Source organism: Marinobacterium sp. LSUCC0821, assembly GCF_012848475.1.
Lineage (GTDB): Bacteria > Pseudomonadota > Gammaproteobacteria > Pseudomonadales > Balneatricaceae > Marinobacterium_E.
Genome location: NZ_CP051666.1, coordinates 466,276 through 485,904, shown reverse-complemented (window position 1 = coordinate 485,904; position 19,629 = coordinate 466,276). Strand labels below are relative to the sequence as shown.

The window sequence follows — 19,629 nt, the reverse complement described above, 5'->3', positions numbered from 1 at the left end:
AGTTGTTGTCGCCAAATCCGAGTACAAGACTAGATCTTGCACTACTCACTCATTCAATACGAGGCGTATATATGAGAAGACAGAAACGAGAACGTACTAGCACTCTTTACAAACGCGGTTTTACAGCCGGACTAGAGGGAAAATCACAGTCAGATTGTCCGGTACAATCAACAGATCTCCGCAGCCACTGGATGACAGGATGGCGCGAGGGTCGTGAAGCACACTGGGACGGTATGTCAGGTGTCTCAGCAATCCAAGCAACACCTGGACTTCATTAACATAGACTTATGAGAAACGGCTCCCTTGGGAGCCGTTTTTAGTTTCAATCCAGCTTAGCTCTGCTGTAGCAATCGACGATCGCGAATCGCTTCAACCGCTTCAGTAACAAGTTTCGGCCCACGGTAGATAAAGCCTGTGTAGACCTGAACCAAACTTGCACCCGCTTCGATCTTCTCAACCGCATCAAACCCTTCGGTAATACCACCTACACCAATAATTGGCAGCGAGCCATCCAACTCACGCGCCAGAATCTGGATTGCCCGCGTTGATAGGTTACGCACAGGCGCACCACTCAAACCGCCCGACTCTTGAGCAAACGGAGAGCTCTCAACACCAGCACGCTCAATGGTAGTGTTAGTCGCAATAACGCCATCCATCTCATAGGTCTTAAGTAGGTTAGCTGTAGAGACAAATGCCTCTTCACTCATGTCAGGTGCAATCTTAATCGCTATTGGAACATACTTACCGTGAATACCCGCGAGGCGTGCCTGCTCGTTCTTAAGCATATCCAACAGCTGGTTTAGGCTATCACCCTGCTGCAGATCACGCAGACCCGGAGTGTTAGGTGACGAGATGTTAACCGCAATGTAGGTAGCGTATGGGTAAACCTTACGAAGACAGATGAGGTAATCATCAGCTGCCTGCTCGTTTGGCGTATCCTTGTTTTTACCAATGTTGATTCCCAACACACCTTTGTAGTTAGAGGCTTCAACATTCTCAATAAGACGATCGACACCTAGGTTATTGAAACCCATACGGTTGATGATCGCGCTGTGCTCTGGAATACGAAATAGACGTGGCTTAGGGTTACCTGGCTGTGGGCGTGGTGTAACAGTACCTACCTCAACAAAGCCAAAGCCCATTGCTGCCAAACCATCGATAGCACCAGCATTTTTATCAAGACCCGCAGCCAAACCTACAGGGTTTGGAAAGCGAATGCCCATCACCTCTGTTGGAGCCTCAACACGACGTGCGCCCAAAAGACCAGGCAGACCTAAATCTGCAGCGAGGTTCATACTGCTAAGGGCAAGGTCATGCGACTTCTCAGCATCAAGACGAAACATAAGTGAACGCGCGATATCGTAAAGCATCGATTTCCAACCATGGTTTTTAAGTGCGCAAATTATATCCTAACGCACCTGCAAAAAACATCTGCGACTGCAAAGCCCTTTACTCGATGACGCTCTCTACCAATAATGAGGGAATAAGTTTAACCGGAGTGGAAAATGGCACAGTACGACAATCATCTACGCTTTATGCGTCTTCTCGGTGTTCGAGGCGTAGATCCAAGGGAAAATCGTAACGCCAGACGCTGGGGCCGCGCTTTTGAATGGCCACTCCTGTTTCTCGCTTTCTGGATTTTGATCGACTGGTACCTTCAAACCACCGACCACCGAGGCGAACTTAACGTCATTCAGTTAAGCGACTGGGTTATCTGGGCAATATTTACCCTCGATCTAGCAGCGATGCTCGTTCTTGTTGATAACCGTTGGCGCTACCTAAAAGGTAACTGGATGAGTCTTGTGATTGTTATCACCGGCGCGCCTTTAGTTTTTGAGATACTAGGCCTTCAAAGCGGCGCTCTCAGATCACTTCGACTACTGCTATTCGTTAGCATCTTTGCACGTCTTTCAAGCGACCTTCGCTCTGTTTTAGGGCGACATAACTTGGGTATTACCCTTGCGGTTGCCTTTGGTTTTTTGATTCTTGCCGCCTTCTTGATCTCCGGCCTTGATCCAGCATTCGAGAATCCAATCGATGGGTTTTGGTGGGCTTGGGTCACTATGACGACAGTAGGCTACGGCGACCTGGTACCGACCACCATCGAAGGACGCATCGTAGGCATGCTACTGATCTTGGTCGGCATCGCGATATTCTCAATGCTGACCGCCAGCTTCTCTGTGTTTTTTATCGAAAAAGATGAGCAGCAAAAGACAGAACGTGAAGAGACCATCATTCGCCGCATGACACTCGTTGAAGCACGACTCGAACGCATAGAAGCGAACCTAACCAAAGCTGTCGCTTCACTCGAGCAAATCCAGACACTAGAAGCGAATCGTCGCCAACCGGAATCGAGTCAGCCCGAAGATGAAAAGGGCTAGATAGCTCTCAACGCATCCTCTAGCGAATCATATTTAAAGGTAAATCCTGAGTTCTGTAACCGCTCAGGAACAACCTTTAAACCCTCTGTAAGAAGTGCCGCACCCTCTTTACCCAACATCAGTTGTACCATTAGCTTAGGCATAGGCAGAAATGTAGGGCGATTCAGCACAGTACCCAATGTTTTAGTGAACGTTTGATTATCAACTGGGTTCGGGGCTGTTAGGTTAAATGCTCCACTTAACACTGGCTGGTCAATCAGGTGCAGAATAGCGCGTACCTCATCATCGATATGTATCCAAGGCATCATCTGCTTCGCATCGACAATCGGACCACCCAAACCTAGTTTGAATGCCGGCAACATCTTCTTAAGCGCCCCGCCCTTACCAAGAACTATCCCGGTTCTAATAAGGCAGACACGGACACCCATTTTAGACGCCTCCTGCGCGGTATCTTCCCACTCTTGGCAAAGCTGGGATGAGAAATCCTTAACAAGAGGTGCATCAGCCTCAGTGATCGACCTGCTAGCTCGCGTCGCACCGTAATAGCCAATAGCTGAACCACTCACCAAAACTGCAGGCGGTGTTTCGAGGCTCTGCATCCACTTAACCAACTGACCCGTTGGGCCCATTCGGCTGGCGAGTAACGCAACTTTACGTGAGTGACTCCAAGGCCTGTCTGCTATGGGTAGGCCAGCTAGATTAACAACCGCATCGACATCTTTTGCATCTTCTAGTCTCTCGATGACATTGACACCAGAGTGTGTTGGCCGATGCTTATGCACCCAGACACTGACCTTATCACCGCGCTTTAACAGCGCATCAGTTAAGCTTTTACCAATAAAACCTGTGCCACCGGTTAAGAGAATATGCATCTGAACACCCCGAAGTGATATCTTTTGCTTAGAGTTACGTATAGTTAGCTTATTCAGACTTCCTACACAAAGTATAGAGACAGATTATGTTTACCGGAATTGTACAAGGCATAGCAACCGTCACTGCATTAACAGCGAAAGAGGAGTTCATCTCGCTTGAGCTGGAGTTTCCTGCTGCGAACTGTGAAAACTTCTCTATTGGAGCGAGTGTAGCCCTCAATGGTACCTGCCTAACGATTACCGGTTTTGAAGGGCAGCGTGCACGTTTTGATGCGATTAAATCGACCCTTGCTATCACCAACCTTGGCCAGTTAACCGTCGGCAGCAAGGTCAACTTTGAACGCGCAGCACGTATTGGCGACGAAATTGGCGGACATCTGATGTCTGGCCACATCTGTGACCAGATCAAGATTCGAGCGATTGAACGGACCGAGACCAACTGTCGTATCGAATTTGAGCGCCCTGCCAACTGGGCTCGCTACCTACTCGACAAGGGATTTGTTGGCCTAAACGGCTGCAGCCTCACCATGACCAACATCACCGATGATAGTTTCTCTGTATGGTTGATCCCTGAGACGCTAGAGCGCACCCTGTTTGGCACTGCCAAGGTGGGAGACACTATCAACCTTGAGATAGATCCACAGACTCAAGCGATAGTGGATACAGTGGAGCGCTATTTGTCTTCACGCTGAGGGCTTTTCTTCACGCTAAGGGCTCTTCCTCACGCTGAAGGATCTAGAGGAAATCGCGGATAGAAGCGGCGCTGCTGAGCCGAGACAAGCCGCTCTAACTCATGCTCTATTGATCTAACATTGGCACGACGGCGCAGCTCGATTGGGGTTAATAGCCAGTAGCTGCGTTCGAACAGAATCTGTTCAGGTAATATCGCCACAAACCGCGGGTCATCCTGCACCATAAAGTGCGGTAAAACACCAAACCCCCCGCCGTTGGCAATGAACTCAAATTGCGACATAACGGTTGCGCCTTGAAAGCTCTCCCTAAGACCTGGTGCAATCAGGTGGTTAAAGTTGAGCTGGTCGGTGTAGAGAATATCTGGGATATAGCCAGCAAATGGATGCCTCTTAACCGCCTCAATATCTTGAATATCAACCTGATGCTTATCTATGTATGCACGTGAACCGTAGAGAAAGAGCTTGTAGTCAGTCAGTTTACGACAATCGATATCTTTACGCGTCGAGGGCTCCAAACTAATCGCGATATCCACTTCGCGCTTAATCAGATTCAGACTCTGTGGGACTGGAACCAGGCGGATATTCAGATCTGGATTGCGGTGCATGTAGTCCGTTAACTGATTTGCGATAAATAGGTTACCGATACCATCAGGCGCACCTATTCGAAGATTACCTACCAGTGCTCGATCGCTACCCGTAGCCACCTCTTGCGTAAGAGTCGCTACATCCTCAAACTGCTGCGCTAACGGCAAGATACTCTCACCCAACGCAGTGAGATGCAGTCCGCGCTCATCACTATCAAAAAGACGTGCCTGTAACGCCTCTTCCAGTGCAGCAATACGACGCGAGACAGTTGTGTGCGTTACCCCTAACCGCTTGGCAGCAGTTAAATAGCGACCAGTTCGTGCAACTTCAAGAAAGTAGCGTAGGTCATTCCAGTTCAGATCTTCAGATTTCATATGTGCAATTTAGCACAGCAATAAGTCTTTTTAAGCATTTAATTACACACAAATAATCATAAGATAGGGTTTATTAACAATAATTCGGGGTTCTCTATGGCACAGGTTAAGGATTTAGGAAGTTACGATTACGTTATCGTTGGTGCAGGTTCTGCAGGCTGCGTGCTTGCCAATCGCCTCAGCGAAAATCCAAACACCAAAGTGCTACTCCTCGAAGCGGGTGGCAGTGACAACCAGTTCTGGGTACATGTCCCTGTTGGCTATCTCTACTGTATCGGCAACCCTAAAACTGACTGGTGCTTCTCAACTGAACCAGACGCTGGCCTTAACGGTCGTTCCCTAATCTACCCACGCGGTAAAGTATTGGGCGGTTGTTCATCAATCAACGGCATGATCTACATGCGTGGCCAAGAGCGCGACTATGATGAGTGGGCATCGCTAGGTAACGATGGTTGGAGCTGGAAAGATGTTCTCCCCTACTTCAAAAAGTCGGAGCGCCACTACGAACCTGCAGATGATTTCCACAGCGATCAGGGCGAGCTCTATGTTCAGAAACAGCGTCTAAGCTGGCCAATTCTAGAAGCGGTGCGTGATGCTGCTGAAGAGATGGGTATTGATCGTACCAACGACTTTAACCGGGGTGATAACGAGGGTTCCGGCTACTTCCCTGTTAACCAGAAGGATGGTGTGCGTTGGAACTCACGCAAAGCCTTTATCAACCCAGTAAAAGCACGCCCTAACCTAACGATTATGACGCATGCTCGGGTGACCAAGCTTTGTCTTGATGGTAAGCGAGTGATTGGTGCTGATCTTGAGATCAACGGCCATGCAGCGACTGTTGCGACTAATAAAGAGTTACTCCTAAGCGCAGGTGCCGTGAACTCACCACAGATCCTACAGCTCTCAGGCATAGGCCCTGCGCATGTGTTAGCTGAGCACAATATCGATATGGTGCACGAGCTTCCTGGCGTTGGTGAAAACCTACAAGACCACCTACAGCTTCGTACTATCTTTACCGTTCAGAACACCAAAACCCTGAATGAGTGGCAATCAACCCTTCTTGGCAAAGCGCAAATCGCGGCTGAATACTTCTTGAAACGCTCTGGCCCCATGTCGATGGCACCTAGTCAGCTGGGTATCTTCACCAAATCGGCAAAACAGCACGAAACAGCCAACATCGAATACCATGTGCAGCCGCTCTCACTTGAGAAGTTCGGTGAAGATCTACATGAGTTCCCTGCTATTACTGTATCAGTGTGTAACCTGCGTCCAGAGAGCCGAGGCACCTGTCACATTCAATCGACCGATCCAAAGGTACCGCCAGCGATTAAACCTAACTACCTATCAACAGATGGGGACCGTAAAGTAGCTGCGGACAGCCTACGTCATGCCCGCCGCTTGATGGCGACGCAACGTTTGCAGGAATTCAACCCTGTTGAACTTAAGCCGGGTGCGCAACTACAGTCAGATGCAGAACTAGCCAAAGCGGCGGGTGATGTAGGTACCACCATCTTCCACCCAGTCGGAACTGCTAAAATGGGTAACGACCCTATGGCCGTTGTCGATACACGTTTGCGTGTACATGGTTTAGAGGGGATTCGTGTGGTGGATGGATCGATCATGCCGACCCTTACGTCAGGTAACACTCACGCTCCGATCACGATGATCGCTGAGAAAGCGTCAGATATGATTCTTGCGGATAACGCCTAAAAGCTATTCCGCTTTTGACTTGATAAAGGCCATCTTAAAGGCCTTTATCTTCTCGATAGAGCGATCTTCTGCAATCTCAGGCAGTTTATCAGTGGCTCTTCGACCACCGTGTGATTGCATAGGCGGCATTTGACCACGCGGTGCCTGTTGGATACGGGCAACATCATTGGCGCGACGATCGACGTAACTTGTACGGCGCTCTGGCCCTTCATAGGCATCAAAAACTGCATGGCGCCACCACTCAACAGCATCCTCGTAACTCGTTAACGAGTCACTCGCCGCCTCTCCATTTTGGAACTCCCAAAAGTAGAAGATACGTCCATCGGCAAAATCTTTTATTAATTTTGCCTCTTTAATCGCGGTTAGCTTATCCATGCAGTCTCTTGTGTCTCTTAGCGGTAGATGCGCTCATCAAAAGGATCAATTGGGTTTTCCAACATCTCGTCACTACTCTCAAACAGTACGCGACCTTCAAGTTTAAACCCTTTATTTTGGAACCAACGTTCCGCCTGCTCACGCCCCTCTTCGGCTTTGCTCACCTCAAGCCATGCCATCGCAACACGGTAGAAGAAGATACCAAAGAGTGCCGCACTTGCACCTAAGAAGAAGTCAGACGCTAACGCGAATACCAGCAGAACTAACGCAACCATCCAGACCTTAGAGCCGCGAGCCAGCTTCAGTTGGTCATTCTCAACACCATATTGATCAAGATACTTCAGGTAACGGCGATAGTTCTGTTGCAGGTCAAACTGCAGTGATGGATCGATAGATACAGCCATATAACTCTCCTTAAACTTCCCTTACACCAAACTCTTACTTACCACTTCATAAACATCCGGTGATAGCGTTTCAACTGCCATAATACGCTCAAGTTCAGCGCGCATCATCACCTGTCGCGACTCTGGGTAGCGTTTCCAGCGTGTTAATGGCGCCAACATACGTGCCGCAATTTGCGGGTTTTGCGTGTTGAGGGTAATGATCCAATCAGCAAGGTAGCGATAACCACTGCCATCCATCGCGTGGAACTGAATCGGGTTAGCGCCAGCGAAAGCGCCCACGAGACTGCGCAGTTTGTTCGGGTTTTTAGCATCAAACAGAGGATCGCTCTCAAGTGCTTTAACACGGTCAAGCGCACCCTCAGTTGGGTCACCTGCCTGAATCGCCAACCAGTTATTGATAACCAGCGCCTCATCCTGCCACTGCGATCGGAAGGATGCGAGCGCATCTGCTGCCGCACCCTTATCGGATGAGTGCACAAGAATAGTCAGTGCAGCCTGCTGATCGGTCATATTATCGGCATTGTTAAACTGATGCTGTGCCAGTTCAACAGCGCCATCAACCTCAGCAGCGACAAGGTAACTAAGCGCCAAGTTCTTCAATGAGCGGCGCGCCACCTGTTCGGCGGAAGGTGCATAGGCTTCAGTTGCCTGACAGCGCATATAAACCGCCTGCCAAGAGGGTGCTAAAGCACGGCCTAGCGCCTGGACAAAACCACGACGAGTGTTATGAATCGCATCGACATCGATCACACTCGCCTCTTCACTGAGGTAGGCTTCTGTAGGCAGAGTAAGCAACTTAGCAAGCATCGCCTCATCTAGGCTGGTATCGCTCATCAGTGACTGCCAAGCCGAGATCAATGCATCACTTGGCGCAACTTGCTCACCTGCAATACCCGCTTGCAGTTTATTCATCAGATAGCGCTGTCCTGCTTCCCAGCGGTTAAAGCCGTCTGTATCGTGCTCCATCATTAGCAGCAACTGAGCATCACTATAATCAAAGCGAAGTTTCACAGGCGCTGAGAAACCACGAAGAAGGGATGGCACAGGACGTGAGGTTAAACCTTCAAACGTGAGACTCTGCTCAGATTCAGTTAACTCAAACAGTCCATTGCGCAGCTCCTCGCCAGTTTCATCAAGCAATCCGTAAACTATTGGCATATGGAAGGGTAGCTTCTCGGTCTGCCCTGGAGTAGCAGGACAACTCTGTTTGAAGTGAATTGTATAAACTCCCTGACTCTCATCCCAGCTATCATTCACATGCACAACGGGTGTACCCGCCTGCGAGTACCAACGTTTGAATTGGCTTAGGTCACGGCCGGATGCTGCCTCCATGGCTGCTAAGAAATCATCTGTAGTCACAGCTTGGCCGTCATGGCGATCAAAGTAGAGATCGGTCCCTTTACGGAACAACTCGGCACCCAACAGGGTATGGATCATACGCACAACCTCTGCACCCTTCTCATAGACAGTGAGGGTGTAGAAGTTAGAGATCTCGATAAACGACTCCGGGCGCACAGCATGGGACATAGGGCCTGCATCTTCTGCAAATTGTGCAGTACGCAAGAGTGCAACATCCTCAATACGTTTCACCGTACGCGAGTTCATATCAGCCGAGAACTCGGCATCACGGAAAACTGTGAAACCCTCTTTGAGGCTAAGCTGGAACCAATCACGACAGGTGACACGGTTACCCGACCAGTTGTGGAAGTATTCATGCGCAACGACCGCTTCAACTCGCTGGAACGCTAGGTCGGTAGAGGTCTTCTGGCTCGCTAATACACAGCTGGTATTGAAGATATTAAGCCCCTTGTTCTCCATAGCGCCCATGTTGAAGAAGTCGACCGCAACGATCATGTAGATATCAAGATCGTACTCACGGCCATAGACCTCTTCATCCCAACGCATCGAGCGCTTAAGCGAATCCATCGCGTAGCTCAGTTTGTCGTGATCTTTTGCATCAGCATAGATCTCAAGCTTCACATCACGGCCAGAGGCGGTCGTAAAGGTATCGGTAATGCTGCTCAAATCACCCGCCACTAGCGCAAAAAGATAGGCAGGCTTCTTGAAAGGATCTTCCCAGGTCACAACCTTACGGCCATCTTCAGTCACACCCACGTCAATCAGGTTGCCGTTAGAGAGCAGCACAGGATAACGAGCAGGGTCAGCCACAATGGTCGTGGTGAATAGCGACATCACATCTGGACGGTCAAGGTAGTAGGTAATACGACGGAACCCTTCCGCTTCACACTGGGTACAAAATGCCCCACCCGATTTATAGAGCCCTTCTAATGCGGTATTCAACTGCGGCTGAATACGCACCAAGGTGCCTAATTCAAAACTATCTGGCACAACATCAATGGTGAGGGAGTCATCCGTTACTCGATACTCGCTCTCTGGCACTGCCTGTCCATTCATGCAGATACGCTTTAGCTCTAAGCTTTTATCACCATGCAGTACCAGTGGCGCGTTACGCAGATTCGACTCTGGATTGCGACGCATTGAGAGTGTCGCCTTGACGAGGGTCTCCTCTTCATCGAGTTCAAATCGCAACGCGACAGAGTCGATAAGAAAATCAGGTACACGGTAATCTTTCAGGTAGATGGTATTAGGCTGCTGATCGCTCACGAATGGGGCTCCAGTTACGCGTAAAAATTGATGTTGTAGGCGCCAAACTTACGAAGATTGATAACGCCAGTATCGAGAATTAAGTATTGCCCTTTTATCCCTTGTAAAACACCCTCAACAACTGGGGTTTTATCAAAGTTTAGGCTCGCAACTTTGGTTGGGTAGTTAAGCACGGGGTAGTTGATATCGACGATCTTCTCATCCAAGAGACGAATAGCATCACCCGATTGCGCATCACTTAGCGCCGTCAGTTGCGCCTGGCACTTAGCCAATAGCTCATCACGTGCTTGGTAGAGGTCAATTGGATCAACTGCACCTTTCAACATTGTGCGCCAGTTGGTTTTATCGGCCACCTCGGTCGCCAAAAGTGTTTCAACCAAGCCAGATTGAAGACGGTTATCCACCTCAAATATTGGCAGCGCCTGTATAGCACCCTGGTCAATCCAACGCGTAGGTACCTGAGTGCGACGGGTAATACCCACCTTCACTCCGGATGAGTTGGCAAGATAAACCACATGCGGTGCAAAACAGTTCTTTAGGCCCCAGCTCTCGTCACGGCAGGTACCCTCTGCAAAGTGGCAGGTCTCTGGCTTAACAATACAGGTATCACAGCCCGGTAACTTGGTGAAACAGGGGTAACAGAATCCCTGGTTAAAGCTCTTGTTCGACTTGCGTCCACACTCTAAACAGTTAATAACACCGGTGTACTCAAGTTTTACATGCTGACCTAGAAAGTCATTTAGGATTGGGCCCGAGCCGCTATCATCCAGTGCCAACTCATAACGAACAGGTGACTCTAGGTGCACGCGCATCTTGCGCAGCACACCAGATACTAGCGGTTGATCAGTCATTAGTAAGGATTCTTAACACGTCGGGTTGTAGTGGATCCTGACCATGTTGTTTGCCATCTGGACGGGTACGATCGATAAAACCAACACGCTGGTTTTCCGGCACTTCACGCGCCATCTCATAGGCGATAACAGCACGCAGACTGGTCTCACGCTGTTCCGGTTTTAGTCGCTCACCGTTGGGCCATTTACCCAGCTCAACAGCACGTTTAAGTGATTCATAGATCTCAGGCGTCATCGCCTCAATCATCTGGTCATAGTTCACGGTTGAACACCTTAAAAGAGTCCTAAAAGAGGCAAACAGGATAACACAATTAATAAGGTTTACGGACGATCAAACGCGCCAGATTTTAGAGATAAGTGCAAAGGCTAAACCAGAGACCAAGCCAGCCAAATGGGCAGTGTTAGCAATAGCACCAAGACCGATAAACTCCAGCGCACCGCTGTAACCCAGCGCCAACCAGAAGATCATGAAACCAAATAGCGCCTGCGGCAATCTAAACACCGGCTGTTTTGCGATACGGTCCCACAGCCAGGTGTAACCCAACACTGCAAATACCACACCCGATAGCCCACCAAACAGCGGACCAGAAATCCAAAACTGCGCAAGGTTCGCTATTGCGCCAGAGAAGAGCACCAAAAGAAGGAAATGGCTGTGGCCCTGTTTGCGCTCTATCGCCCCGCCAATCATCCAGATCCAAAGCAGGTTAAAGAGGACATGCACCATACTGAAGTGCATAAACATGGGTGACCAGATACGCCATAACTCACCTGATGCGAGCATGGTTTTCAGCGTTTGGTAGCTCACCTTATCACCGGATATGACAAAGTCGGTGAAGGTGAAGTGAATCATCCAAGAGGAGTTGGCACCAAATTCGATCAACAGCGTGATAAGCGCAGTTAGGCCAATGACCAGCGCAGTTACAGGAAGTCGCTTCAGCTCAGTGATAGAGAGTGAATTGGCAAATTTAGGGTTATGAACAACCACATCAACCTTGTTCAGTTCACCGCCACCCTGCCAGTAACCAAAGAGTTCACGAATACGTTCAGCATTGATATGAGGCGCTATCCAAAGGGTTTGCGACTGCCCCTCTTCAGTCACACGGTGCGGCACCTTATGCGCCCACAAGAACTGGGTGAACTCGGTTAAATCAACCTCAAGCCCAACCTGAAGAACCGGTGTCACAGAGGCATCCTTGGGAATTCAGCGTTGACGTCGACCCAGACAAACTTGCTGCTATCGAGTTCACGCTCACCATCAAAACGATAGGCCACTAACTTGCCATATTTCACGGCGCTGTAGTCTAGACAGGCGATATTATCGGCAACCGGTTTAGGCTCACCCTCACACCAGTAGTGGCCAATAAAGAGCGCCCGCTCTTCAGGGCCGTAGTGCTGCAGATCGATATGGTCAGCCGGAGTAAGTTCGGTACGGGCAATATGCTCTGGTAGCGGATCGGGCTGGAATACCACATCCCCCATAAACTGCGGTTCACGCGACCAGAACTTGGTCCGGAAGAAGTGGCGTCTGAAGCCATCTTTACTCACCATCACCTCGTTATTAGGCAAGCGTAGATGGGTACCGCGGGTTAGGCGATCCATCACCAAAAACTCAAAGCTATTCGGCACAGCGGATTTGTAGAGAAACTCTTTGGTAATACGCGGGCAACTCGGCACCTGCGTCTGCAGACGCTTAATCAGAGTACTGTGCCAGCAAGCATGCACAACGCGCAGATCATCTTTCTCAATGAACAGCGGCATATCCATAATCCAGCTCAGCATGTCGCGCTCATCGTTTTGATAGTTGGCGAACTGATCTAGCGTCTCCTGCACTATGCGCTGGTGACGAGGTGTATGTTCACGAAGAAAAGTACCAGGCTTATCTGGATTCTCTGTGCGGTAACAGAGGTAGTTATACTCATGGTTACCGATAACGATTTCAGCTTCACCCGCCTCAACCATCGCGCGCACAATCTCATAGGTCTCACGGATATGAGGCCCACGGTCGACTATATCACCCAAGAAGATGACACGGCGCTGCGGGTGACGATATACGCCCCGCTCTAATCGATAACCTAACCTATCTAGCAGTATTCGAAGCGTTTCAGAACAACCATGAATATCGCCGATAAGGTCATAACCCTTAAAAGCCAAACTCTACTCCCCTGGTTTCGAGCTCCAGCCGAGCTTAGTTCGACAGGTGCCATAGAAATCGTAGTCGAGTGGATGCAAAAGGCGGAGTTTTTGCGGCTTTTTATGAATCGTAATCGTGTCGCCTGGCGCCAGAGTAATACTGGTCTGGCCGTCGCAGGAGATCGATGGGTAGGTCTCGTTGTTCTCCGAGATCACCAGTTTCAATTCGGAGTTACCCTCAACCACAATCGGGCGGCTAGAGAGTGTGTGCGGGAACATCGGCACCAGTACCAACGCATCCAGCTTCGGATGCATCAAAGGGCCACCTGCTGAGAGTGCATAGGCTGTAGAACCTGTAGGCGTAGAGACAATCAATCCATCGGAACGCTGGGTGTAGACATATTGCCCCTCGATCCAGAGTTCAAACTCGATCATACGGGTCGCTTTACCAGGGTGAAGCACTGTATCGTTCAATGCAGTAGCTTCAGCAATCGGCGAGCCACCACGCTTCACAATCACATCAAGCAGGAAGCGCTTATCAACAACGTAGCGACCTTCCAAAACATCTGCGACCTGCTTCTCAAAGTCATCGGGTGAAATATCCGTCAGGAAGCCAAGGTTACCGCGGTTCACACCGAGCACAGGGACATTCGAAGTTGCCAAAGAGCGCGCAGCACCGAGCAGTGATCCATCACCACCGACCACAATCACTAAATCGACAATCTCTCCCATCATCTTCTGGGAGCTCACCTGTTGGCCATGCCCTGGAATCAGATCGGCCACCTTACTATCGATCACGATATTAAGATTGCGCGACTCCAAGAAACGAATCATCTGCTTGAGCGTATCAATAACACTCTTACTACCAAGACGCCCGATCAGCCCAACGCTACGAAATTGATCCATACCCTGCCCTTTCACTCCATGCTAAGCAGTTCTAAAGGTTTGATTATAGAGGCAATAGATCAATAAAGTTAGCCAACCAAGGGATAATCTAGATAACCGATTGACCAGAAGCATTGCAGAGCTATAATCCCACCCACAATACGGGTGTAGCTCAGTTGGTTAGAGCGTCACGTTGACATCGTGAAGGTCTCCAGTTCAAATCTGGACATCCGTACCACACATACAAGCCTCGCTATTAGCGGGGCTTTTTGTTTTAGATCTAATTGATTAACAAATTTGTCCAACAATTAATCCTTAAATGACCCTTATGGTCTATGATTAATTAATCACTCAATCAATACAGGAATCTCACATGATGAGCGAAGGCATGATTGTCACTTTAGTGTTCGCATTCTTCTTCTTAGTAATGGCTTGGTCAGCTGTGAAGGTTGTACCGCAGTCGCAGGTATTTATTGTAGAGCGCTTTGGTAAGTTCTCTAACACGCTCAATGCCGGTATTAACTTTGTTATCCCAATGATCGATCAGGTGCGCCATCGCATCTCTATTCTGGAGCGCCAGTTACCTGCGTTTGAGATTAGCGTTATCACACGAGATAACGTTGAGGTGATTCTTGAGGCGACCAACTTCTTCCGCATTATCGATGCCGCGCGTTCGGTCTACCGAATTCAGAATATCGATCAGGCTATTCAGACCACCGCTGAATCAATTGTCCGTTCTGCAGCAGGTAAGTTAGACCTAGATGAGCTGCAATCTTCTCGTGCACAGATGAATGAGGAGATTCTCACCAACCTTCAGAAAGCTGCTGAAGTTTGGGGGATTGAGATCACTCGTACCGAGATCACCGATGTACAGGTAGATGAGCAGACTAAAGAGGCGCAGCGCCAGCAGTTAAACGCTGAACGCCAACGCCGTGCTGCTGTTGCACAGGCTGAGGGTGAAAAGCGCTCTATCGAGCTGAAAGCTGAGGCGAAACTCTATGAAGCGCAGAAGCAGGCTGAGGCGGTGCGTGTTGCCGCTGATGCAGAGGCCTACGCTATCAAAGCTAAGGCTGAGGCAACCGCAGAGCAGACCCGCATGATCTCTGAAGCGATCAACAATGGCGGCCAATCTGCGATCAACTTCGATATACTTCAGAAACAGGTAACTGCCCTTTCACAGGTTGCAGCGTCAAACAACTCGAAAACCGTGATCATGCCAACGGATATTACCAAGGCGATCGGTTCACTTGAGTTACTTGCAGAAACCGTTGGATCAGGACTCAAAAGCAATGGCTGATTTTTTCACAAACGGAAATGGCTGGCTGATACTCGGCCTTATTTTGATCATCGTTGAGATGCTTCTGAACCTTGGCTACATCTCAATCAGCTTCGGTCTAGGTGCCATCGTTACTGGCCTACTTATCAAAGTGGGAATGATTCCAACCATGTTGGATGCTGGCCTCATCGATGAGCTTCTTATCGTCGGTATCACTTCGGTGATTGCACTGATACTTCTGAGAATGCTCTTCAATAAGAAGAGTGATGCAGACATCAACCAGTACTAAAAACTACCGGATACTAATAGAGCGCCCAAGGGCGCTCTTTCTATTTCACTGCCTACTTTTTGACGATGCAGGTTGGACAGTGTTCACGTTTGATCTGCTCAAGTTTTTCGTTGAAATCACTCATCACGATTCTCCTGTTTGATTACAGGATCTACGATAAATGTCTCAGTGCTTCAGCGAAAATTAAACCTCTTAATAGCTTTGATAGTTTTAGGCATTAATCGATTTAATTGCGCCACCATCAACACGTACCTGACTACCTGTAATGTAAGCTGCCTGTGTACTTGCTAGGAAGGTAACCACTGAGCCAAACTCTTCCGGCCGCCCATAGCGACCTGCTGGGATTGTTGCTGCAGATTGAGCACGCGCCTCTTCAACACTAATACCCAAATTTGCTGCAGTACCCTTATCAATTGCTTGCGTACGCGGCGTCTCAATTCGGCCTGGCAGAACCATGTTACAAGTAACGCCATGAGGTGCCATCTGTTCAGATAGGGTTTTGACATAGCCCGCCACTGCTGAACGCAGGGTATTTGAGATCGCCAATTTTGGAATCGGCTGAACAATGCCGGAGGAACCAATCACCACAATGCGACCAAAGCCTGCCGCTTTCATTTTTACTGCTGCACTATCGATGATCTCGATGAGGCCTAACACCATGGCGTCAAACTCTTTTGTCCAAACCTCAGATTGAATACCGGGCGCCATACCAGGGGCTGGACCACCACTGTTGCCTACCAATACATCAATACGTGGCAGAGAATTTATAAATTCACACAGCGCCGCTCTTGAGTTTGTATCAAAAAGATCACAGGTTTGAACATCAGCAGTGCCACCACCCTGCTCAATTTCACTTTTGACATTGGCCAGCGTCTCCGGATTACGGGCAACAAGCACGACATGCGCCCCCTCAGCCGCGAGCTGAAGTGCCGAGGCTTTACCCAAGCCCTGAGATGCTCCCATAACAACCGCTGTGCGACCATTTAAACCTAAATCCATAATCCACTTCCTTAATTGGTTTAAGCGTTCTCTTGCTCTCTGTTTCTATATGCTGTTAGAGCGCGTTCCATGTGTGTAATACAGAGAGACTTTAATTTGTCTCTATTCGCCTGCTCTAGCGCTTCAATCATTGCTTCATGGTCGGCAAGTAGAAGCCTGCGCATGGTTATATCAGTGATTGCCTGACTACGAATAAGCCTAACCCGATTTCCATACCGTGTAATCTCATTCGCTAAATAGGCGTTATCGCAGTATGAAAAGAATGCTTTGTGAAACTTGTCGTTAATAGTATCGATCAAGCGTGCATCTGTGCCTTCAGTTAAGGCTTTAGTGTATTCGATATGAATAGTCTTGAGGGTCGCGATATAAAAGGGATCAACGGGAAAGGGAAACAGATCAACAGCTGCTTTCTGAAGTAGAAAACGCATCTCGTAAATTTTGGCTATCTCATCATTAGAGAGAGCATTGACCGATGCACCTTTGTTGCGTTCTATAACAACTAATCCCCCCTCCTCAAGCTGCTTTAGAGCTTTACGGACGGCATAGCGCTTAGAGCCAGTTAAAGACATCAAATCATCTTCAACAAGCCTAAAGCCCGGTGCGTATTCGCCGAATATGATCTTTCCTTCGATCATCTCGACTATCTCTTTCTCTTTCATACTTTTTTCCCTTGGAAGGGTTAAGCCGAGAGATTTTATCTGATTCATCTCTGTTGACAGGATTATTAATAATAAGTAACTTCGAATCAAGATTATTAATAATCAACTTTAAGCAACGCACCTCAATTCAAATAATTAATAAAGTGAGTGGCAGTGTTAAACGATTTCATCATTATCGGTGGCGGTATTGTTGGAGCATCGACGGCGATGCAACTTCAGGAGCATTACCCAGACGCCAAAATTCTTCTGCTCGAGAAAGAGGCTGCATTCGCACAGCACCAGACCGGCCACAACAGCGGTGTCATCCATGCCGGGGTCTACTACAAACCAGGCACACTCAAAGCACAATTTTGTATTGAAGGTAACCGCGAGACCAAAGCGTTTTGTAACCACTGGGAGATTCCATTCGACGAGTGCGGAAAACTATTAGTCGCAACCAACGAGTTAGAGCTCGAACGCATGAAAGCGCTGTGGGAGCGAACAGAGGCTAATGGGCTTGAACGCTATTGGGTCGATCAAAAAGAACTTTCTGAGCGCGAACCTAATATCGTCGGTCTAGAGGGTATCTTCGTACCATCCAGTGGCATTGTAAGCTACACAAAAATCACCCAACAGATGATTGATCTTTTTATCTCCAGAGGTGGAGAGGTACTGGTTGAGACTGAGGTTTTGGCGATCAAAGAGAGCAATCAGGGCGTCTCGCTTACCACATCAAGCGGCACATTCGAGGCTGGTTTTGTGATCTCTTGTGCGGGATTAATGTCAGATAGAATCGTTCGAATGCTTGGCGAAAAACCTGATTTCACTATTTGTCCGTTCCGTGGTGAATACTTCAAGCTCCCAGATAGTATGCGTTCAATTGTGAAACATATGATCTACCCTATCCCCGATCCAGCCACGCCATTTTTGGGCGTCCATCTAACACCGATGATCAACGGTGATCTAACTGTGGGGCCTAATGCAGTATTGGCATTTAAACGCGAGGGCTACAGCAAAACAGATCTCAGCCTTAAGGATTCGTTAGAGACCTTAACTAACCCAGGTGTCCTCAAGGTGCTGAAGAGGAATTTAAAGAACGGGATTCGAGAGATGCGAAACTCACTCTTCAAATCTATGTATCTCAAAGAGGTACAGAAGTATTGTCCCCAGATTAGCGAGAAAGATCTATTAGCTTATCCTGCCGGCGTTAGAGCCCAGGCAGTAAGCAATAATGGCGAGTTGATCGATGATTTTCTTTTCGTCGCAACAGAGAGAACATTCAACGTATGTAATGCTCCATCCCCTGCTGCCACATCGGCCATACCTATCGGTCGCCACATTGTGCAACAGATAGTAGAAAAGGTTGGGGATCTAAAGAGAGATTAATTGCGAATATTTGATCTATAGTCTCCAAGAGACTTATGAATGAAACAGCGCTCCCCTAACAAGGAGTTTAAATGTGACCAACAGAGGAAACTCAAAGATGAAAAAAATAACAAAACTTGTCAGCGGTATCATGCTAGCTGCAGCAGTCACTAGCGCACATGCTGCTGATGCTCGAGACTACGTTCTGAATACAGCCTCTACGGGGGGGACTTACCACCCAGTGGGCACGGCTATTTCGACGCTTACTAAGATCAAACTACTTCCTAAACACAAGTTCAGTTTGACTGCGGTTAACTCAGCAGGTTCAGGTGCAAACATTCAGGCTATGGGCGCGGGCACTGCTGACTTTGCAATCCTACAGGGTCTTTACGGTTCGTATGCAGCAACGGGCACCGGTCCAATTACTGCACCACAAACTAACCTACGCTCTGTAAGCATGCTGTGGCAGAACGTAGAGCAGTTCGTAATCTCTAATGACAAAGTTAAATCTGGCACGATGGCCGATGCTGCTGCAGCTAAAGGCAGCACTGCTGGTATGGGCAGTAAGAACTCAGGTACGTTAGGTTCGAACAAGATCCTTCTTGCTGGCCTAGGTGTCGATATCGAGAAAGATTACGAGCTAATGTACGCAGGCTACGGTCCAACAGCTGATGCACAAGCTAACGGCCAGGTGACTTTGGCGGGCTACCCTTCAGGCGTGCCAACTGGTGCAATCACAAAACTGATGGCATCGAACGAAGGTAAATTTACCGTACTTGATGTGACTGATGCAGAACTTGCAAAAATGGACGGTGGCCGTGATCTATGGACACGCTTCAACATTCCAGCGGGTACTTACCCAGGTCAGACAAAAGATATCAACACCATTGCACAGCCAAACTTCCTCGCTGTAAACGCATCGGTATCTGAAGATGATGTCTACCTACTAACTAAAACCATGTACGAGAACTTAGGTTTCCTACAGGCGATCCATGAAGCGACTAACGATATGAAGATCGAAAGCGCTATTGCTGGTCTGCCAGTACCGCTTCACCCAGGTGCAGCTCGTTACTACAAAGAGGTGGGACTTAATATCCCAGCTCGTCTAATCGCTAAATAATTAGTGATACCCATAGCCACCTTCGATTTCGAGGGTGGCTTCTCTTTTTAGATTAAGG

At 48.6% G+C, this 19,629-nt stretch carries 21 protein-coding genes and 1 tRNA gene; 9 read left to right on the top strand and 13 right to left on the bottom strand.

The window, feature by feature from the left end; translation table 11 throughout:
- Nucleotides 1-71: 71 nt before the first annotated feature.
- Entirely contained in the window at nt 72-278 is a 207-nt protein-coding gene (gene rmf, locus HH196_RS02500; protein WP_169450512.1) for a ribosome modulation factor, read from the top strand.
- A gap of 54 nt (nt 279-332) precedes the next feature.
- Here the strand turns inward: rmf and HH196_RS02495 are convergent, their stop codons facing one another.
- Nucleotides 333-1,370 carry a quinone-dependent dihydroorotate dehydrogenase gene (locus HH196_RS02495; protein ID WP_169450511.1) on the bottom strand — a complete coding sequence of 346 codons (1,038 nt, stop codon included), beginning with the start codon at nt 1,368-1,370 and terminating at the stop codon, nt 333-335.
- Nucleotides 1,371-1,505: 135 nt separating this feature from the next.
- On the opposite strand from HH196_RS02495, the gene HH196_RS02490 reads away from it, so the two are divergent.
- Complete coding sequence (locus tag HH196_RS02490; RefSeq protein ID WP_169450510.1) at nt 1,506-2,381, top strand: potassium channel family protein; 876 nt, start codon at nt 1,506-1,508, stop codon at nt 2,379-2,381.
- Here HH196_RS02490 and HH196_RS02485 read toward each other — a convergent pair.
- Complete coding sequence (locus HH196_RS02485) at nt 2,378-3,253, bottom strand: TIGR01777 family oxidoreductase (RefSeq protein ID WP_169450509.1); 876 nt, start codon at nt 3,251-3,253, stop codon at nt 2,378-2,380. The two genes, HH196_RS02490 and HH196_RS02485, sit on opposite strands and share 4 nt — an antisense overlap.
- 86 nt (nt 3,254-3,339) lie before the next feature.
- On the opposite strand from HH196_RS02485, the gene HH196_RS02480 reads away from it, so the two are divergent.
- Nucleotides 3,340-3,945, top strand: a complete 606-nt coding sequence (locus HH196_RS02480) for a riboflavin synthase subunit alpha (RefSeq protein ID WP_169450508.1) — start codon at nt 3,340-3,342, stop codon at nt 3,943-3,945.
- Between the two features lie 29 nt (nt 3,946-3,974).
- Here the strand turns inward: HH196_RS02480 and HH196_RS02475 are convergent, their stop codons facing one another.
- Nucleotides 3,975-4,904 (bottom strand): LysR family transcriptional regulator, encoded by a 930-nt coding sequence (locus HH196_RS02475; RefSeq protein ID WP_169450507.1) that lies wholly within the window; start codon nt 4,902-4,904, stop codon nt 3,975-3,977.
- A gap of 96 nt (nt 4,905-5,000) precedes the next feature.
- Between HH196_RS02475 and HH196_RS02470 the strand changes: the two genes are divergently transcribed.
- Nucleotides 5,001-6,614 (top strand): GMC family oxidoreductase, encoded by a 1,614-nt coding sequence (locus HH196_RS02470; protein ID WP_169450506.1) that lies wholly within the window; start codon nt 5,001-5,003, stop codon nt 6,612-6,614.
- A 3-nt stretch (nt 6,615-6,617) separates the two neighbouring features.
- Here HH196_RS02470 and HH196_RS02465 read toward each other — a convergent pair whose 3' ends face one another.
- The 8 genes from HH196_RS02465 to HH196_RS02430 all read right to left on the bottom strand — a co-directional run bounded on the left by HH196_RS02465 (nt 6,618) and on the right by HH196_RS02430 (nt 13,905).
- Nucleotides 6,618-6,989, bottom strand: coding sequence for a hypothetical protein (locus HH196_RS02465; RefSeq protein WP_169450505.1), 372 nt, complete (start codon nt 6,987-6,989; stop codon nt 6,618-6,620).
- A gap of 17 nt (nt 6,990-7,006) precedes the next feature.
- Nucleotides 7,007-7,393, bottom strand: a complete 387-nt coding sequence (locus HH196_RS02460) for a hypothetical protein (protein WP_169450504.1) — start codon at nt 7,391-7,393, stop codon at nt 7,007-7,009.
- Nucleotides 7,394-7,414: 21 nt separating this feature from the next.
- Nucleotides 7,415-10,018, bottom strand: coding sequence for an aminopeptidase N (gene pepN / locus HH196_RS02455; protein ID WP_169450503.1), 2,604 nt, complete (start codon nt 10,016-10,018; stop codon nt 7,415-7,417).
- A 14-nt stretch (nt 10,019-10,032) separates the two neighbouring features.
- Complete coding sequence (locus HH196_RS02450; protein ID WP_169450502.1) at nt 10,033-10,869, bottom strand: DUF2797 domain-containing protein; 837 nt, start codon at nt 10,867-10,869, stop codon at nt 10,033-10,035.
- Nucleotides 10,862-11,131, bottom strand: coding sequence for a YeaC family protein (locus tag HH196_RS02445; protein WP_169450501.1), 270 nt, complete (start codon nt 11,129-11,131; stop codon nt 10,862-10,864). The genes HH196_RS02450 and HH196_RS02445 overlap by 8 nt, the downstream gene beginning before the upstream one ends.
- Nucleotides 11,132-11,200: 69 nt before the next feature.
- On the bottom strand, nt 11,201-12,052 hold the full coding sequence (locus tag HH196_RS02440) for a rhomboid family intramembrane serine protease (RefSeq protein ID WP_169450500.1): 852 nt from the start codon (nt 12,050-12,052) through the stop codon (nt 11,201-11,203).
- Nucleotides 12,049-13,020 carry a metallophosphoesterase gene (locus tag HH196_RS02435; protein WP_169450499.1) on the bottom strand — a complete coding sequence of 324 codons (972 nt, stop codon included), beginning with the start codon at nt 13,018-13,020 and terminating at the stop codon, nt 12,049-12,051. The genes HH196_RS02440 and HH196_RS02435 overlap by 4 nt, the downstream gene beginning before the upstream one ends.
- 3 nt (nt 13,021-13,023) lie before the next feature.
- On the bottom strand, nt 13,024-13,905 hold the full coding sequence (locus HH196_RS02430) for an NAD(+) kinase (RefSeq protein ID WP_169450498.1): 882 nt from the start codon (nt 13,903-13,905) through the stop codon (nt 13,024-13,026).
- 140 nt (nt 13,906-14,045) lie between these two features.
- Between HH196_RS02430 and HH196_RS02425 the strand changes: the two genes are divergently transcribed.
- The 3 genes from HH196_RS02425 to HH196_RS02415 all read left to right on the top strand — a co-directional run bounded on the left by HH196_RS02425 (nt 14,046) and on the right by HH196_RS02415 (nt 15,449).
- Nucleotides 14,046-14,122 (top strand) — tRNA-Val (locus HH196_RS02425).
- A gap of 135 nt (nt 14,123-14,257) precedes the next feature.
- Nucleotides 14,258-15,181: an SPFH domain-containing protein gene (locus HH196_RS02420; protein ID WP_211160808.1), complete on the top strand. Its 924-nt coding sequence runs from the start codon at nt 14,258-14,260 to the stop codon at nt 15,179-15,181.
- Nucleotides 15,174-15,449 carry a hypothetical protein gene (locus HH196_RS02415; protein ID WP_169450497.1) on the top strand — a complete coding sequence of 92 codons (276 nt, stop codon included), beginning with the start codon at nt 15,174-15,176 and terminating at the stop codon, nt 15,447-15,449. Before HH196_RS02420 ends, HH196_RS02415 begins: the two co-directional genes overlap by 8 nt.
- A gap of 210 nt (nt 15,450-15,659) precedes the next feature.
- Here HH196_RS02415 and HH196_RS02410 read toward each other — a convergent pair whose 3' ends face one another.
- The gene (locus HH196_RS02410) at nt 15,660-16,448 is read right to left on the bottom strand and encodes an SDR family oxidoreductase (protein WP_169450496.1); all 789 of its coding nucleotides are present in this window, start codon (nt 16,446-16,448) and stop codon (nt 15,660-15,662) included.
- A gap of 20 nt (nt 16,449-16,468) precedes the next feature.
- The gene (locus HH196_RS02405; RefSeq protein WP_169450495.1) at nt 16,469-17,107 is read right to left on the bottom strand and encodes a GntR family transcriptional regulator; all 639 of its coding nucleotides are present in this window, start codon (nt 17,105-17,107) and stop codon (nt 16,469-16,471) included.
- 207 nt (nt 17,108-17,314) lie between these two features.
- Here HH196_RS02405 and lhgO point away from each other — a divergent pair, with 207 nt between their 5' ends.
- Together lhgO and HH196_RS02395 are read left to right on the top strand one after the other, a co-directional pair.
- The gene (gene lhgO, locus HH196_RS02400; RefSeq protein ID WP_169452282.1) at nt 17,315-18,472 is read left to right on the top strand and encodes an L-2-hydroxyglutarate oxidase; all 1,158 of its coding nucleotides are present in this window, start codon (nt 17,315-17,317) and stop codon (nt 18,470-18,472) included.
- Nucleotides 18,473-18,569: 97 nt separating this feature from the next.
- Entirely contained in the window at nt 18,570-19,571 is a 1,002-nt protein-coding gene (locus HH196_RS02395) for a TAXI family TRAP transporter solute-binding subunit (protein WP_169450494.1), read from the top strand.
- Nucleotides 19,572-19,629: the final 58 nt, after the last annotated feature.